The 16,971-nt window shown below is 40.8% G+C and carries 15 protein-coding genes; 13 read left to right on the top strand and 2 right to left on the bottom strand.

All coding sequences use genetic code 11. From position 1 onward, the window contains the following. Position 1 precedes the first annotated feature (1 nt). The 3 genes from hisF to BET01_RS11475 are packed head-to-tail and all read left to right on the top strand — an operon-like array spanning position 2 to position 2,309. Positions 2-763, top strand: a complete 762-nt coding sequence (gene hisF, locus BET01_RS11485) for an imidazole glycerol phosphate synthase subunit HisF (RefSeq protein ID WP_120196965.1) — start codon at positions 2-4, stop codon at positions 761-763. A gap of 16 nt (positions 764-779) precedes the next feature. Further along, the gene (ung, locus tag BET01_RS11480; RefSeq protein WP_120196964.1) at positions 780-1,457 is read left to right on the top strand and encodes a uracil-DNA glycosylase; all 678 of its coding nucleotides are present in this window, start codon (positions 780-782) and stop codon (positions 1,455-1,457) included. A 15-nt stretch (positions 1,458-1,472) separates the two neighbouring features. Continuing rightward, positions 1,473-2,309, top strand: a complete 837-nt coding sequence (locus BET01_RS11475) for an undecaprenyl-diphosphate phosphatase (protein WP_120196963.1) — start codon at positions 1,473-1,475, stop codon at positions 2,307-2,309. Between the two features lie 65 nt (positions 2,310-2,374). On the opposite strand, the gene BET01_RS11470 is transcribed toward BET01_RS11475, so the two are convergent. Next, positions 2,375-3,403 (bottom strand): 3-deoxy-7-phosphoheptulonate synthase, encoded by a 1,029-nt coding sequence (locus BET01_RS11470; protein ID WP_120196962.1) that lies wholly within the window; start codon positions 3,401-3,403, stop codon positions 2,375-2,377. A gap of 168 nt (positions 3,404-3,571) precedes the next feature. Here BET01_RS11470 and BET01_RS11465 point away from each other — a divergent pair, with 168 nt between their 5' ends. The 7 genes from BET01_RS11465 (at position 3,572) to citG (ending at position 9,597) form a co-directional block, all read left to right on the top strand. Continuing rightward, entirely contained in the window at positions 3,572-3,874 is a 303-nt protein-coding gene (locus tag BET01_RS11465; RefSeq protein WP_120197001.1) for a hypothetical protein, read from the top strand. 40 nt (positions 3,875-3,914) lie between these two features. Next, entirely contained in the window at positions 3,915-5,252 is a 1,338-nt protein-coding gene (locus tag BET01_RS11460) for an MATE family efflux transporter (protein ID WP_330512771.1), read from the top strand. After that, the gene (gene citX, locus BET01_RS11455; RefSeq protein WP_120196960.1) at positions 5,200-5,739 is read left to right on the top strand and encodes a citrate lyase holo-[acyl-carrier protein] synthase; all 540 of its coding nucleotides are present in this window, start codon (positions 5,200-5,202) and stop codon (positions 5,737-5,739) included. The genes BET01_RS11460 and citX overlap by 53 nt, the downstream gene beginning before the upstream one ends. A 175-nt stretch (positions 5,740-5,914) precedes the next feature. Continuing rightward, complete coding sequence (gene citD, locus BET01_RS11450; RefSeq protein WP_120196959.1) at positions 5,915-6,214, top strand: citrate lyase acyl carrier protein; 300 nt, start codon at positions 5,915-5,917, stop codon at positions 6,212-6,214. Next, positions 6,214-7,113, top strand: a complete 900-nt coding sequence (locus BET01_RS11445) for an aldolase/citrate lyase family protein (RefSeq protein ID WP_120196958.1) — start codon at positions 6,214-6,216, stop codon at positions 7,111-7,113. The genes citD and BET01_RS11445 overlap by 1 nt, the downstream gene beginning before the upstream one ends. A 1-nt stretch (position 7,114) precedes the next feature. Next, positions 7,115-8,677 (top strand): citrate lyase subunit alpha, encoded by a 1,563-nt coding sequence (gene citF, locus BET01_RS11440; protein WP_120196957.1) that lies wholly within the window; start codon positions 7,115-7,117, stop codon positions 8,675-8,677. A gap of 26 nt (positions 8,678-8,703) precedes the next feature. Beyond that, positions 8,704-9,597, top strand: a complete 894-nt coding sequence (gene citG, locus BET01_RS11435; protein ID WP_120197000.1) for a triphosphoribosyl-dephospho-CoA synthase CitG — start codon at positions 8,704-8,706, stop codon at positions 9,595-9,597. A gap of 14 nt (positions 9,598-9,611) precedes the next feature. Here citG and BET01_RS11430 read toward each other — a convergent pair whose 3' ends face one another. Continuing rightward, entirely contained in the window at positions 9,612-10,298 is a 687-nt protein-coding gene (locus tag BET01_RS11430) for a response regulator transcription factor (protein ID WP_120196956.1), read from the bottom strand. Positions 10,299-10,381: 83 nt separating this feature from the next. On the opposite strand from BET01_RS11430, the gene BET01_RS11425 reads away from it, so the two are divergent. From BET01_RS11425 to BET01_RS11415, 3 genes are all read left to right on the top strand, one after another. Continuing rightward, positions 10,382-12,589 carry an ATP-binding protein gene (locus tag BET01_RS11425; protein ID WP_243117198.1) on the top strand — a complete coding sequence of 736 codons (2,208 nt, stop codon included), beginning with the start codon at positions 10,382-10,384 and terminating at the stop codon, positions 12,587-12,589. A 200-nt stretch (positions 12,590-12,789) separates the two neighbouring features. Beyond that, a complete protein-coding gene (locus BET01_RS11420; protein WP_120196955.1) occupies positions 12,790-15,429 on the top strand; it encodes a cation-translocating P-type ATPase in 2,640 nt (879 codons plus the stop codon). Positions 15,430-15,583: 154 nt separating this feature from the next. Continuing rightward, entirely contained in the window at positions 15,584-16,960 is a 1,377-nt protein-coding gene (locus BET01_RS11415) for a CitMHS family transporter (protein WP_120196954.1), read from the top strand. The last annotated feature ends 11 nt before the right edge of the window (positions 16,961-16,971 follow it).

Raw genomic sequence — 16,971 nt, 5'->3', positions numbered from 1 at the left:
GATGCTGACGAAAAGAATCATACCATGCCTGGACGTACATAATGGAAGAGTGGTAAAAGGAGTTAATTTCGTAGATTTAAAGGATGCTGGTGACCCTGTAGAGATTGCGGCAGCTTATGATAAAGCAGGAGCAGATGAAATGGTGTTTTTAGATATCACCGCTTCCTCAGATAACCGAAGCACCGTGGTGGATATGGTGCGCCGGGTGGCGGAGAAGGTGTTCATTCCTTTTACTGTAGGCGGAGGAATCCGAACCGTTGATGATTTTAAGATGCTTTTAAGAGAAGGCGCAGATAAGATTTCCATTAATTCTTCCGCACTTAATAATAAAAGGCTCATTTCCGATGCCGCAGATAAGTTTGGTCGTCAGTGTGTGGTGGTTGCCATAGACGCCAAAAGACGGGAAGACGGAAGCGGTTGGAGCGTCTATAAAAATGGTGGAAGGCTTGATACCGGACTTGATGCCATAGAGTGGGCAAGAGAAGCAGACCGTCTTGGCGCCGGGGAGATACTCCTTACCAGCATGGATTGCGACGGTACAAAAGCCGGATATGACAATGAATTAAACCGTATCATTGCAGAGAATGTTTCCGTTCCAGTCATTGCCTCCGGGGGTGCAGGAACGATGGAACATTTTAAACATGCCTTAACAGAAGGGAAGGCAGATGCCGCACTGGCAGCTTCCCTGTTTCATTACAAAGAACTTGATATTATGGAATTAAAGGGGTATTTAAGAAATTCAGGGATACCCGTAAGGATTTAGATGCAAAGGAGAAAAAATGGGAGCTATTGAAAATGACTGGAAATCCCCCTTAAGTGAGGAGTTTAAAAAACCGTATTACAGGGAACTTTATCAGAAGGTGAAGGAAGAATATGAATCAGGAAAGGTTTTCCCGGAACCTGATGATATATTTAATGCGTTTATGTTTACCCCTCTATCCAAGGTAAAGGCAGTGATATTAGGTCAGGATCCTTATCATAATCATGGTCAGGCACACGGTCTTTGTTTCTCCGTAAAACCTGATGTTGATATCCCACCGTCTCTTGTAAATATTTATAAGGAATTGAGTGAAGACTTAGGTTGTGAGATTCCAAGCCATGGCTATCTAAAGAAGTGGTCAGATCAAGGAGTCATGCTTTTAAATACGGTTCTAACGGTTCGTGCTCATGCAGCCAACTCACATCAGGGAATTGGTTGGGAGAAGTTTACCGATGCAGCAATCCGTATCTTAAATGAAGAGGACCGGCCTATGGTATTTCTTCTTTGGGGTCGTCCAGCCCAGAATAAGAAAGCAATGCTTACAAACCCCAAACACCTCATATTGGAAGCGCCACATCCCAGTCCGCTTTCCTCTTACCGAGGGTTTTTCGGTTGCAAACATTTTAGCAAGGCCAATGCCTTTTTAAAAGCCAATGGAGTTGAGCCGATCGACTGGCAGATCGAAAATATAGAATAAAGCAGAGGGAATGGAATGAATATTTTAGAGATTTTAAAAGTTCTGGTACTGGGAATTGTAGAAGGCTTTACCGAGTGGCTTCCGATTAGCAGCACCGGCCACATGATATTGGTGGATGAGATCATTCACCTGAGCCAGCCGGCAGCCTTTAAGAACATGTTTTTAGTTGTGATTCAGTTAGGAGCCATACTTGCGGTCGTCGTATTATACTTTGATAAGCTTAATCCTTTTTCCCTAAAAAAGAAGCCGGCCCAGACAAAGGCCACTTTAGTTTTATGGAGCAAGATCATCTTAGCTTGTATGCCGGCAGCGATTATTGGATTCTTAGTCGATGATATCCTTGATGAATACTTAATGAACGGCTATGTGGTTGCGGCTACCTTAATTATCTACGGTGTGTTATTTTTGGTTATTGAAAGCAGAAATCAATATAAGACCTTTGATGTGCAAAAAGTGGGAGATATCTCTTATCAGACAGCCCTCTATGTAGGCCTCTTCCAGCTTCTGGCTCTTATTCCTGGTACATCAAGGTCCGGTGCCACCATTCTTGGCGCCATGATATTAGGATGCTCCAGAGCGGCTTCTGCAGAGTTTTCCTTTTTCCTTGGAATCCCAGTTATGTTTGGCGCAAGTCTTCTAAAGGTTGTGAAATACGGATCAAACTTTAGTGGGTCCCAGATATTTTATCTAATCCTTGGTATGGTGGTTGCCTTTGTGGTTTCTATTTACGCCATCAAGTTCTTAATGGGATATATCAGACAACACGATTTTAAATTCTTCGGATATTATAGAATCGTGCTTGGAACTGTGGTAATTTTATATTTTGGCATATCAGCAGTGATTGGTCTATAAAAATAGAGTGAATGAAGGAGGTTTCTACTCCGGTCATTCACTCTATTTTTGTATGTTGAAGTATCTTATACTAGTTCAGCAATCTCATAAAGCAGGCGTTCAGATGCCTCCCAGCCAAGACAAGGATCAGTAATGGATTTTCCGTAGCAGCCATCCCCTACCTTCTGAGCACCGGGTTCGATGTAGCTTTCGATCATCAGTCCTTTAACAAGTGAGCTAATCTCTGTTGCATGTCTGCGGCTATGAAGAACTTCCTTGGAGATGCGGATCTGTTCCATATATTTTTTGTTGGAATTGGAATGGTTGGCATCTACGATGCAAGCTGGATTTGCCAGGTTGCGCCTTCCATACATCTCATGAAGCAGAAAAAGATCTTCAAAATGATAGTTTGGAATGCATTGACCATGTTTGTTGACCGCGCCTCTTAATATGGTATGAGCAAGAGGGTTTCCACTGCTTTTTACCTCAAAGCCACGGTATGTGAAATCATGGGCCTGTTGGGCAGCTACCACAGAGTTAAGCATAACGGATAAATCTCCGCTGGTAGGATTCTTCATGCCAACTGGTACATCACAGGCACTGGAGGTGAGACGGTGCTGCTGATTTTCCACAGAGCGGGCGCCAATGGCGATATAGGACATAACGTCATCAAGATACGTTAAGTTTTCTGGATAAAGCATCTCATCGGCGGTGGATAAGCCTGTTTCTGTTAAGACCTTCATGTGCATTCTACGAATGGCAATTAGTCCTTCCAGCATGTCCGGTTTTTTCTCGGGATCTGGCTGATGGAGCATGCCTTTGTATCCCTCTCCCGTGGTGCGGGGTTTGTTGGTGTAAATTCTTGGAATAAGAATGAGTCTATCTTTTGTTTTTTCTTGCACTTTTGCAAGCCGATTTACATAATCGGAAACAGAATCTTCGTTGTCAGCAGAACAGGGACCAATGATAACAAGAAATTTATCGCTTGCCCCGGTAAATACGTCGCTGATGGCCTGATCACGTTCTAATTTAAGGGCTTTAAATTCAGTCGGAAGTGGAAAGCTTTCCTTGATTTCTTCCGGGCTTGGCAGATGATTGATATAATGAAATCCCATAATGTCCTCCTGTGCATGTTTTGTTCTGTATTTTGCAGTATTATATAACAGATCCAAATAAAAATCCAGTGTAGGTTTAAAATTTATCAATGTCTTATGGTAGGAGTGTTTCTTTTTGGTAAAGAATGGTGTATGATGATTAATAAAAATAGGAAAGGTGTTGAAAGAATGGTTAGATACTGGAGTTGGGAAGGCAACTATGTAGGTGTCCAGCAAAAAGACTATCTAGTTGCATGTGACGGTACCATCCTGGGCAAGTTCTATGGAACGGAAATTTACAATCAGAATGGAAATTACATAGGAGAGCTGGGAAAAAACGAGAGGCTGTTAAAGAACCTGAATAAGATCAATAACCGCCGACCGGCCTTTAGCTTTTATGTAAAAGGAACCATAACTGCTCCTTTCAAAAACAGCGCTTCTTATCCCATGATTTCGGGCTTTGCGGATTTTACCATATCTCAAACTACATAAGTACATGAAAGACTTAACAAAAGGAAATCCAGCCAAAATAATGTTAACATTTGCCGTGCCGGTGGCTCTTGGCAATGTCTTTCAGCTTTTTTACAGCTTGGCAGATACCAGAATCGTAGGAAGTATCTTAGGGGAAAAGGCCCTGGCAGCAGTGGGGGCTACCACATCGATCAGTACCTTATTTATAGGATTTTTATCCGGACTCACCGGCGGTTTTGCACTTTTGACTGCAAAAAGCTTTGGAGCAGGGGATAAAGAGGGGATCAGGCGCTACTCCGCGGGAGGTTTGTTATTAGGGACCCTGACCTCTCTTTTTCTGACCCTAATTTGCGTGGGAGGACTTCCGTTTTTCTTAGATTTATTAAGGGTTCCGGTTGAGCTACTTGCAGATGCAAAAGGATATATACGGATTATTTTACTTGGAATGTTCATGACTATGTTATACAACGCATGTGCCAATATTTTACGATCTGTGGGAGATACCGTTGCTCCTCTTTTGTTTCTTATGGGCTCTAGCATTTTAAACATATTTCTTGCCATTTTATTTGTGTATTATCTAAAGCTAGGAGTTTCTGGTGCTGCAATTGCCACCGTGATCGCCCAGTCAGTTTCTGCATTTTTATGTTTGTTTTATATGATGAAGCGTTATCCTGTATTTCGGTTTCGCTTAAAGGATTTTAAGATCACCCTAGCGGAAGCAAAAGAACTATATTCTTCCGGTCTTTCTATGGCGCTTATGATGTCACTCGTATTTTTTGGAACCCTGTCCCTTCAGCGAGTCATCAATACTTTTGGTATGGAAATTATCGTCGCCCATACAGCGGCTCGTAAGTTAACTGAATTTTTTATGTTGCCATTTTCTGTTATGGGAGTCACGATGGCTACTTTTTGTGGCCAAAATATGGGGGCAGGGAAACAAGACAGGATTCGACTGGGTCTTAAATGTGCTCTGACCATTACCTGGATTTGGTCTGGAGGAATGATTTTATTAAGCTATACAGTAGCACCAATTTTGATAAAACTGGTAACTGGTACCGTGAATGGAGACATTGTTCATACCGCTACGTTATATTTAAGAATCAATTCCCTTTTTTATGTTGTGGCTGCCTCCATATCTATTCTTAGGAATGCACTTCAGGGAACTGGAGATCATAAGACACCGGTGGTATCAAGCTTTATAGAGCTTGTGGGAAAAGTTGCCATCGCCATGTTCCTGGCTCCTGCACTCAACTACATGGGAATTATGGTAGCGGAACCCATTGTCTGGGTGTTGATGGTAATTCCATTGGCAGTAAAAATTAAAAAAATGGGAAAGGAAGTAGAAGATGAAAGGCGAACAAGAGCTTGTGACCTTAGAAGAGATGCTAGGCTTCCGTGAAGAAAAAGCATGGCTGCAAGATAAGTTCAAAGAAGCACACAAAGATTCTGTGATTGTAGCGATTGGTATGAACATTCCTGGTCCGAGAAAGACTTCCCCTGATATTATGAAAGCATTTCAAGCTGGTGGACAAGCAATCTTCAACTCTTTGCAGGAGCAAAAGATCCAGGTGGAAGAAGAAAAGGAAATTATAAAAAAAGAGGGGTGTTTGAAAATATTTGCAGTGAAAAGTGAAGATCCCTTATTAATAAAAAAAATCATGATAAATATAGAAGAAACGCATCCGTTAGGAAGGCTTTTTGATATTGATGTTTATGACAAAACTGGAAAAGGAACGAGCAGAGAGCAGCTTGGAATAACAGTTCGCAGATGTCTGCTATGCGATCAGGAAGCAAAAGCATGTGGTCGCAGCAGGAACCATACGATAGAAGAATTATATAAGCGAGTCGAGGACATAATAAAATCATGGCTGATAGAGGTACGTTGAATTAATTGTCAGATTATTCATGATATATGGGGCTGTAAACTTGATGTTTTCAGAAAAAAACATTGAGTTTACAGCACTTTCTGTCTTAATAAATTTTAAGATTCCTTTTTCCCCTAATTAAGATTTCAACCTTATAATGAAAGCATACGAAAATAAAAGGGAGGCTTTAAGCAAAATGGAGATAACAAAACCAGCCTTGGCAGGGACTTTAGAATCAAGTGACTGTCAGGTAACCGTAGAACCGGGCGATGGTAAGATCGACTTTGCTCTGGAAAGCGCAGTAATAAACCAGTACGGAAACCAAATCCGTAAAGTGGTTATGGAGACTCTTAATAATTTAGGCATTAACAATGTAAAGATTGCTATTGTTGACAAAGGAGCCCTGGATTGCACCATTAAGGCACGTGTTGAAGGTGCGGTAAGCCGTGCCACAGATCATTTTGAGAATAATCTTTGGGGAGGCACAGGAAAGTAATGAATCCGAATAAAAAACGGCTTAGAAGAACCATGATGTTTTTAAATGCCCAGAAACCAGGCCTTGTAAAGGATCCTTATATCTACAATCCAGATTCCATTATGTTGGATTTAGAGGATGCAGTTGCAGAGAATCAGAAAGACGTAGCAAGATTTTCTTTGTTTCATGCATTAAAGGAAATTGATTATAGAGGATGCGAGCGTGTTGTTCGTATCAATGGATTAGATACCGCTTATTGGAAAGAAGATATCCGCTGTGCAGTTGCAGGTGGCTGTGATGCGATCCGTATTCCAAAGACAGAATCACCAGAAGAAGTTCGCGCAGTAGAAGCAGAGATTGCTATCGCAGAGAAAGACTTTAATATTCCTGTAGGAAGAACTCTTATTATGGCAGCAATCGAGTCCGCAAGAGGTGTTATGAAGGCACTTGATGTCTGCGAATCTTCAGAAAGACTTTTTGGTATTGCTTTGTCCGGCGGAGATTATACCAAGGACTTACAGACTCGTATTACTGGAACCGGAGTTGAATTAATGGGAGCCAGACAGAACATGATCATTGCAGCAAGAGCAGCAAAGGTTCAGTGTTTTGATACGGTATTTACCGATCTTGATAATATGGAAGGATTCCGTAAAGAAGTTGAAACCATTCATTTAATGGGCTTTGATGGTAAATCAATTGTTAATCCACGTCAGATTCCGGTTGTACATGATATTTTCACCCCTACCCAAAAGGACATCATTTTTGCAGAGAAAGTTGTAAAAGAGATCGAAGAGAAGAGGGAAAAGGGCATAGGCGTATTTACCGTAGATGGAAAGATGATAGACATTGCATTCTATGACGGGGCGAAGAGAACCATAGAGCTGGCCAAGGCCTCCGGTGTGTATAAAGGAGAGTTATAAGATGATTAATGCAGTAGGCAGAGATATTCCAGATGAAATCTTAAAGCAAACAGGAAAACAACCCTTTATGGGAAACCATCATTTTGATGGATATGAATATAAAAAAGATGGCCCTGTTACAAAGTGTGTCATTAATAATACCGATAGCAAGATGGTTGATAACATTCGCGAAGTGTTAGTAAAGTGTGGAATTAAAGATGGTATGACCCTTGGTTTCCATCACCACTTCAGAGAAGGTGATTACATTGTAAATATGGTTATGGAGCAGGTTCATAACTTAGGCATCAAAGATATCACTATTTGTGCAAGTTCTCTTGGAAAGGCTCATGATCCACTTTTAGAATACATTGAGGATGGCACCATTGTTGGAATCCAGTCTTCCGGTGTAAGAGGAAAAATCGGTCAGGCTATTTCTGATGGTAAATTAAAAGGACTTGCTATCATGCGTTCTCATGGTGGAAGAGTTCGTGCGATTGAGTCTGGTGAAGTAAGAATTGATATCGCATTTATCGGCGCTCCAACCAGCGATGATTATGGTAACTTACGTGGTATCGGTGGAAAATCTAACTGTGGTGTTCTTTCTTATTCCATGGTTGATGCAGATTATGCAGATAAAGTAGTTGCTATTACTGACTGTCTGGTTTCATTTCCAAACTTCCCAGCTCATATTTCCATGACTAAAGTGGATTATGTAGTAGTAGTAGACGAAATTGGTAATCCAGATAAGATTGCAACTGGAGCAGCAAAACCAACCAGCGATATGCGTAAGCTTATGATGGCTGATTACTGTACTGAGTTCGTTGTAAATGCACCATACTTTAAAGATGGATTTTCCTATCAGACTGGTGTTGGCGGTGCTTCCATAGCATCTACTGTTTCTCTTGCTAAGGTTATGAAGGAAAGAAATGTACGTATGCGTTTTGGCGTGGGCGGTCTTACAAAACCTATGTGCGATCTCTTAGAGAATGGCCAGGTTGATGCACTTTTAGATACTCAGGATTTCGATTTAAGTGCAGTAGAATCCGTTATCAAAACAAAGCATTTCCGTATCAGTGCAGGCGAATATGCAGATCCTTTTAACAAAGGAGCTGTTGTTAATAAACTAGATTATGTAATCCTTGCTGCCTTAGAGGTAGACGTTAACTTTAACTGTAACGTAGTAGTAGGTTCTGATGGTGTTGTTACTGGCGCTCAGGGTGGACACCCAGATACAGCAGCTGGTGCAAAATGTACCATCGTAATTTCTCCTCTGATTCAGGGAAGAATTCCTGCAATCTGTACCAATGTAACAACTGTTACAACACCTGGTGAATCCATTGACGTAGTTATTACTGATTATGGTATCGCCATCAACCCTAAGAGACAAGATCTGATTGAGTGCATGAAAGAAGTTGATCTTCCATTCAAGACAATTGAAGAGTTAAGGGACATTGCTTATTCTATCGTTGGAGAGCCAGAGCGTGTGCAGTTTGATGATAAGGTAGTGGGTATCATTGAAGGCCGTGACGGTACCATCATGGACGTTGTGCGTAAAATTAAGAAATTCGAATTTTCAGAGGCTTAAATATGCAGTTCTGTTCAGGGACAGATATGGAAAAAATCTATAAAAGTGCCGAAAGAATCGGAGATATAGCATACCGGGCTTTATTGGAGGAGGTTTATACCTCCCCCAAGCCTGGCCTGGTAGATTTATATTCCAATGGCGCTCATAAGGATATGGATGTATCCACCTTTGAGCGAAGTGCGGACGCTCTTAAACCGTATTTTTCAGCCATGGCTCTAGAAGGCATAAAGCACAAGGAAAACCCGAAAATGATATTTTCTAGTATCAGAGGGCTTGGGCTAGATGCAGAACAGGCTATGTTCCGTGCAACTGCTGGTGTAAATACTCATAAGGGACTGATTTTTAATATGGGAATACTTTGTGCGGCTGTGGGGGCTTGCATGGAGGAAGATGATACCGTTAACATAGATTCTCTGATGGAAGTAGAGCAAGCTATGGTACGGGAGACCTTATTAAAAGAAGTTTATGGGATGCGTGACTTTACCAGCAACGGAGAAAAAAATCTGCAAAGATACGGCACAATGGGTGCCAGAGGAGAGGCTATAAGCGGCTACGAATCCATACGCTTAATCTCCCTCCCGGTGATGCTTCAAGGTCGATCGGAAGGAAGAGAATGGAACCTGATTAAGCTTCAGACCTTATTTGCCCTAATGAGCCAAGTAGACGATTCCAACATCATAGCAAGGCATGATCCTATTGTTTTAAAAGAGGTTCAGGAAATTGCTAAGGAATTCATCTCTGCCGGCGGGGCATATCAGGAAGAAGCGGCATCTATGTTAAAAAGTATGGATAAGGATTTTATAGAAAAAAATATCAGTGCAGGAGGATGTGCGGATCTTCTTGCTGTCACCATATTCCTGACAGAATTGGTGTGTCATCAACCGAAGAAATGTCCGGATGAGATTTTGTTTTCTAACTAAAAAATGCCAGAGGCCTATGGGATAAACCGGTATCCTAGGCCTCTGACTGTTACGATATGGGCCGGCTTTTGCCGGTCTTTTTCAATTTTACTACGCAGGCGGTTAATGTAGACCATGATGGCGTTATCATCAATGGCAATGCTGTTTCCCCACACATGTTCGTAGATCATATCTTTTGTAAAAACCTGATTGGGACGTTTGATAAAAAGAAGCATCAAACTACTTTCCTTAGAAGATAAGACAATCTCTTCCCCGTTTTTATAAAAACGCATGGTAGAAGTGTTGTAAGAGAAAGGCCCGCATTCGATCAGCTCAGAGCTGTCTAATATCTGGTTTTTGTTCCTTCGAATTAACGCTTTCACTTTAGCGCCAAGAACCAAAGGGCGAAAAGGTTTTGTAATATAGTCGTCAGCACCAAGTGAAAGTCCGTAGAGAGAGTCGTAATCCTCGTTTCTTCCACTGACGATCATGACAGGGGTCTGGTCTCCCTGACCTCGAATTCGCTTAATGACTTCAAAGCCTTCCATGTCCCCTAGCATAACATCCATAAGGATGATATCATAGGAATGGTTTTTTAATAAATTAAGTGCCGCGAGGCCGCTGTCTGCGACTGTGGTTTCCAGATCGTTGCTGTGCATGACTTTCTCAAGCAGCTTATAAACAGCCGGATCATCATCCACAATTAATACTTTATCAGACATAGATTCCCCCAAAATTAAATTTTTTGTAGAAATATATCGAAATTACTCTAAAAATATTATAGTATTAACCTGGAGACAAGTCAATGATGAAAAGACAAACGAAGGGAATATTGATGAAGATTTTAATGGAAATTAAAAAATACAGAGCAATACTCATGTCTTTGGCTATGACAATTGTGCTAGGTGTCTTTTCCTGTTTGGTGTTTAGTATATGGAAAGAATACAAAGAGGCGATCATAGACAATCAAAAAAAACAGATGCTATTGACGACCCAGAGTATGGGAGATAATTTAAAAGCATTCATTGAGGGATATCAAGCTGATATAAATTCGCTCTATGCCATGGAGGAAGAAAATTATAAAAGAACGGGTTCAAAAACATGGGCTGTGCTGGAGGAGTATGTAAATTTTCATACCCGGTACGTTTACGATGCAATCCTAGAGGATAAAAATGGAAAGTTATTAAAAAGTATCCATGGATTCGCTGTAAAAGAAACTTATTCAGTAACAAACATTGATAATGATATGAGCTTTCGCCTGTGTAAACTGGAAAACGGAGAAATGTATCTGTTGATTAAAAAGAAGTTAGACGATGGAACCTCTGTTTCGATCTTAATTGACAACAAAAGTTATAATGATACTCTGGTTTCAAATATACGCGTAGGTACCAATGGCTATGTACTTTTAAAGGATTCCATAGGCACCATACTGACGCACCCTCAGAAAAGTCAGTGGGGAATTAATGTTATTACTGGAAGAGAAATAATGTTTCCCAATGCAGATCTAACTAGCTTACAGCAGATGATCGAGAGACAAAACAGAGGAGAGACTGGAGTGGCAGAGTATTATTCCTACTGGTGGGAAGATCCTGGTGTGCCAAAGGTTAAGAAAATCAGTGCATTCTGTCCTGTGTATATTGGAGACGGTTTTCTGGTTATGAGTGCTGTTATTGATTATAATGATATTTATGTTCCAGTGGCTACGGGATTTTTTAAGCTTGGCCTTGTTTCCGTTGGTATTGTTGCGGTTGTTCTTGGTATGGTATTTTACATTGGAGCCTTATGGCTTCAAAAGAGAAAGGACCGGGAAGAGATTGACTATCTCATAGAACTTAACAACATTCTGGAAGAGATGCATCAGAGTGAAGAAACGATTGCTCATCAGCAAAGACTTCAAATCATGGGTACCATGACCGGAGGAATTGCTCATGAATTCAATAACCTGCTGACACCCATCATGGGTTATGCAGAGCTTTTAATGTTGGAACTGGAAGATGGATCAGATAGCTATGACAATGCGATGGAAATATACGATGCTTCCGCTAAGGCAAAGGAAATTATTCAGCAGATATCTTCTCTGAGCAGAAAAAATATGGAGACAGCATACAAATCTGTGGATGCAGGCAAGGTACTTCGCAGGGCAGCGAAAATGGTTACTTCTGTTTGTCCCCCGAATGTAAAGGTGGAGGAAGCCATTTACTTAGAAGAAGAGCGCTTTCTTGGAAATGAAACACAGATGAATCAGGTTATCTTAAATATTTGTGTAAATGCCATTCATGCCATCGGCCACAGAGAAGGAAAAATTCATATCAAAGCCTGCCGTGTTATGCCTTATGAATTAGAACAGTATAAACAATCTTCTGTATCGGGAGAATGGGATTCTTATATTAGGATTGATATTTCTGATAATGGAGAAGGTATGAGTGAAGAAGTATTAAAGCAAATTTTTGATCCGTTCTTTACGACTAAGAAAAATGGAGTAGGAACTGGACTTGGCTTATCTTTGGTAGAACAGATTATACATTCTCACAAAGGCCATATATTTGCAGAGAGTACGGCGGGTATCGGCAGTGTGTTCCACGTCTTCTTACCGGTAAATGAACATAAGGCTCAGGAAGCCAGTCAGTCTATGGAGACAGAACGAGATGGAGCTTTAAGACTTCTTATTATCGATGACAATCCAAAAGTCCTTAAACTTTTGGAAAAAAGCTTTAGCAAGCTTAAAGTAACCGTATTCTCATGTATGAATTTTGAAGAAGCCAGGAAAACTTTAAAGGAACAAGAGGTTGATGCTGTTATCAGTGAACAGTATGTTGCAGGAAAGAGCGGTGCAAATTTCTGTATGTCAATAAAAGGAGCTTACCCCAGACTGATTCGCATTATTATGGCAGATCGGGTGACAAAGGAAATTGTAGAAGCGAAGCAACGTAAAATTATTGACGAATATATTGATAAACCGGTATCAGACTCAGCGATTCTAAAGGCAGTGAAAAACTGCATTGAAAAACCATAAACAGAGTAAGTGATAAAAAAGCAAGGTGCAAAGATAACAAATTTCTTGTAGATTAGTTGGTATTTATTGACAATAACCCAGTTGGCACGGTATATTAAAAAGAAGCGTATCATACCGGCACGTTTCCAGTATAAATGAAAGTTCCGGGAAAGAAAGCTGGATTAGCATTAAATCAAAAAAAGTTCCAATAGGAGAAACAGATGCAGAAAGAATATTTAATGGAATCCGATGATGTAATAGTAAAGTTAGATACATCACACCAAGGGTTAACAGACACCCAGGTTGCGGAAAGACAGTCAAAGTACGGAATGAACAAGTTAACAGAAGGAAAGAAGGAAAGTCTCTTTCGTAAGTTTTTAAAAGAGCTTACGAACTTTATGACCATTATCCTGATTATAGCAGCTTTTCTTTCAGGAGCAACTTCCCTTTATGTAGGCGAAAGTATGATCGATACGTTCATCATTTTGATGGTGGTCATTATCAATGCAGTGCTTGGAGTATACCAGGAATCCAAAGCAGAATCAGCCATTGAATCCTTACAAGAGATGGCAGCCGCAACCACAAAGGTGATTCGTCATGACAGACTTCTTGTGGAACGGTCTGAAGAACTGGTACCAGGTGATATCATCTTATTGGAAGCGGGAGACTCCGTTCCTGCAGATGCAAGAATTCTGGAATGCGCCAGCTTAAAAGTGGAAGAAGCAGCACTTACTGGTGAATCCTTATCCGTATCTAAAACTGAATCTGTAGTTGGAGGCGGCTCATCAGAAGTTGCACTTGGCGACAGAAAGAACATGGTCTATACCGGTTCTACCGTTGTTTACGGCAGAGCAAAAGCAGTTGTATGCTACACTGGTATGGAGACAGAGATCGGCCATATTGCAGATGCCTTAAACACAGCAAAAGACGAAGAGACACCTCTCCAGATTAAGCTGAACCAATTATCAAAAATTCTATCGATTCTGGTACTAGTCATTTGCGGACTGATGTTTGCAATTAACTTAACAAGACTTGGACTTTCCGGCAAAGGAATCCACTTACAGGAACTCATTAATACCTTTATGATTGCCGTGTCATTGGCAGTTGCTGCAATTCCAGAAGGACTGGCAGCCGTAGTTACCATTCTTTTGTCCATTGGTGTAACCAAGATGTCAAAGAAACGGGCTATTATCAGAAAGCTTACCGCAGTAGAGACTCTTGGATGTACCCAGATTATTTGTTCCGATAAAACAGGAACTCTTACTCAGAATAAGATGACCGTTGTGGAACATGCGACTGACGATGAAACCATGCTGATGACAGCCATGGCTCTTTGTTCCGATGCCGAGTTAGATCCAGATACGAAAGATGCAGTGGGAGAGCCTACGGAATGTGCTCTTGTCAACGATGGTTATAAAAATGGTCTGAATAAGGCAGAACTTAAGAAGACCTTTGCCCGTATCGGGGAAGCTCCCTTTGATTCTGTGAGAAAGATGATGTCCACGGTTCATAAAAAAGAGGACAATACGATCCTACAGTTTACAAAAGGTGCCCCAGATGAAGTTTTAAAACGTTGTACCAAGGCTTATATCGGTGGCGTAGAAGTGGAGATGACAGATGAGATCCGAAAGGATATCCTTCACTCCAACAAATCCATGGCAGATAAGGCACTCCGTGTTCTATGTGGTGCCATGAAAGTTTGGGATGGCCAGCCAGCTTCCTATGAGCCAGAGACATTAGAGAGTGACCTCGTGTACTTAGGACTTTCCGGTATGATCGATCCAGTACGTCCAGAAGTAAAAGAGGCCATTAAGGAATGTCAGGCAGCCGGAATTCGTCCAATTATGATTACCGGTGACCATAAGGACACTGCTGTAGCCATTGCAAAGGAACTTGGAATCCTTGATAGCGAAGAAATGGCAATAACAGGTGCTGAACTATCTAAAATATCCGATGAGGATCTGTTAAAGACAATTCAAAATTACTCCGTTTATGCCAGAGTACAGCCTGAGCATAAAGTTCGCATCGTTAAAACTTGGAAAAAGCTTTCAAAAGTAACTGCTATGACTGGTGATGGTGTTAATGATGCACCTTCTATTAAAGAAGCTGATATTGGTGTTGGTATGGGAATCACCGGAACCGATGTAACAAAAGATGTTGCCGATATGGTTCTTGCAGATGACAACTTTGCTACCATCGTATCTGCAGTAGCAGAGGGACGTCGTATCTATGATAACATCAGAAAAGCCATTCAGTTTTTATTATCTTCCAACTTGGCAGAGGTTATCGCTGTATTCGTTGCAAGTTTATTAGGATTTACAATTTTAAAGCCGGTTCATTTATTATGGATCAACTTAATCACAGACTGTTTCCCTGCGATCGGACTTGGTATGGAAGCGGAAGAAGCTGACATTATGAAGAGAGCGCCAAGAAATCCTAAAGATGGTATTTTCGCTGATGGAGTTGGAGGCGAAACTTTATTCCAGGGTGTTGTGATTGCACTTCTTACTTTACTGGCATACTTTGTAGGTCATTATATGGAAAGTGGATTGTGGGAGGTTGCAGAAAGTGCCGACGGTATGACAATGGCATTCTTATCTCTATCCTTGCTTGAGATGTTCCACTCCTTTAATATGCGTTCCAGAACAGATTCTGTTTTTAAACTAAAGACTAAAAATGTCTTTTTAACTGTGTCTCTTTGTGCTTCCTTTATCTTAACGACTGCTGTCATTTATGTACCATTTTTAAGAGAAGCATTTTCGTTTGAGCATATTTCATTGAAAGAATATATCGCCGCTGTAATTATTTCTGTATCAATCATTCCAATTATGGAAATAGTAAAGATAGTTAAACGGAGATAATTCATAAAAGTGTAATTAAGAATTATTACAAAAATCTAAAAAAAATATTAAATCTTACAAAATTTTAAGTAAGTTTTTATTACTCTTTAAGAATCCCCGTTTAATATGGATACATGATACTTATGAATCAATAATAAAAGGGGGATCATTTAAGATGATTACTATTTTAGCATGGCTTATGATAATCGTATTCTTAGGATTAGTCATGACCAAGAGGTTACACCCATTTACGGCACTTATTAGTGTGCCACTGGTATTCTCACTTATCGGTGTATTTACCGGAGTAATGAAGGAACCAATTGCCAAGTTCCTTGAAAAGGACGCTGCTGATTCATTATCGATTGGTGATCAGATCGTGGCTCTTGGAAAGATGTCCCAGGACGGACTGGTAAAAAGTTCCAAAACAGCATTCATGTTACTTTTCGCAATTCTTTTCTTTTCCATCATGTTGAATGCTGGTCTGTTTGATCCGATCGTAAACACGGTTATCCGCATTGCAGGTGGTGACCCAGTTAAGGTTTTAGTCGGAACTGCAATCGTAGCTGCAGCTGTTTCCTTAAACGGTGACGGTACAACTACAACACTTATTTGCTGTACAGCGTTTATCCCGATTTACAAAAAGCTCAACTTAAAGATGCTTTATCTGGGCGTTTTGATTATCCTGATGAACACAATTATGAACTTACTCCCATGGGGAGGCCCAACTGCACGTGCTATGTCAGTTATGGAAGTAGAAGGCGGTCCTGTACTTGCTGCTCTTGCTCCAGGTATGGCTGTGTCTATTATCTACATGTTGGGTGTTGCTTTCTATCTTGGTCTTAAAGAGAGAAAGAGAGTAGGCATTCAGAAATTTACAGCAGCTGAGCTGGCTCAGACCACTAAGTCTGATCCAGAAAAAGAAGCTTTAAAACGTCCAAAACTCATCTGGTTCAACGCCATTTTAACAATTGGTACCGTTGTACTTTTAGTTATGGATAAGCTTCCATCATCTTTTCTTTTCTTAGTTGCATTAGTAATCGGTCTTATGGTAAACTATAGACAGATTAAAGAACAAAAAGACCGTATTCAGGACAATGCAGGCGATGCTTTACAGGTAGTTATTCTTGTTATCGGTGCAGGTATGTTCTCTGGTTTATTTGGAAACACAGGTATGAGTGATGCATTGGCTCATAGTATGGTTAGTGCCCTTCCAACCTCTCTTGGAAGATGGTGGGGACTTGTAACTGCTGTTGTTTCTGCACCTGGTACATTCTTCTTATCAAATGATGCTTACTATTATGGTATCTTACCAGTATTTGCAGAAGCAGGAGTTAAGTATGGCTACTCTGCACTTAACATGACTGTAGCATCCCTTTTAGGCCAGGCATTCCACTTATTAAGCCCACTGGTAGCATTTATCTACCTTCTGTTAAATATGACAGGGCTTGAAATGGGTGAATGGCAGAAGGAATCCGCTAAATGGGCATGCGGCATCTTCGTTATCATGGTTGCTGTTGCTGCTATTACAGGAGCATGTCCATTATTTATTTAAAGTTATTACAG

This window comes from Lacrimispora algidixylanolytica (assembly GCF_003609635.1).
GTDB classification, from domain to species: Bacteria; Bacillota; Clostridia; order Lachnospirales; family Lachnospiraceae; genus Lacrimispora; species Lacrimispora algidixylanolytica.
Note: the sequence above shows the minus strand (reverse complement) of the source record. Positions and strands in the feature narration are given on the sequence as shown.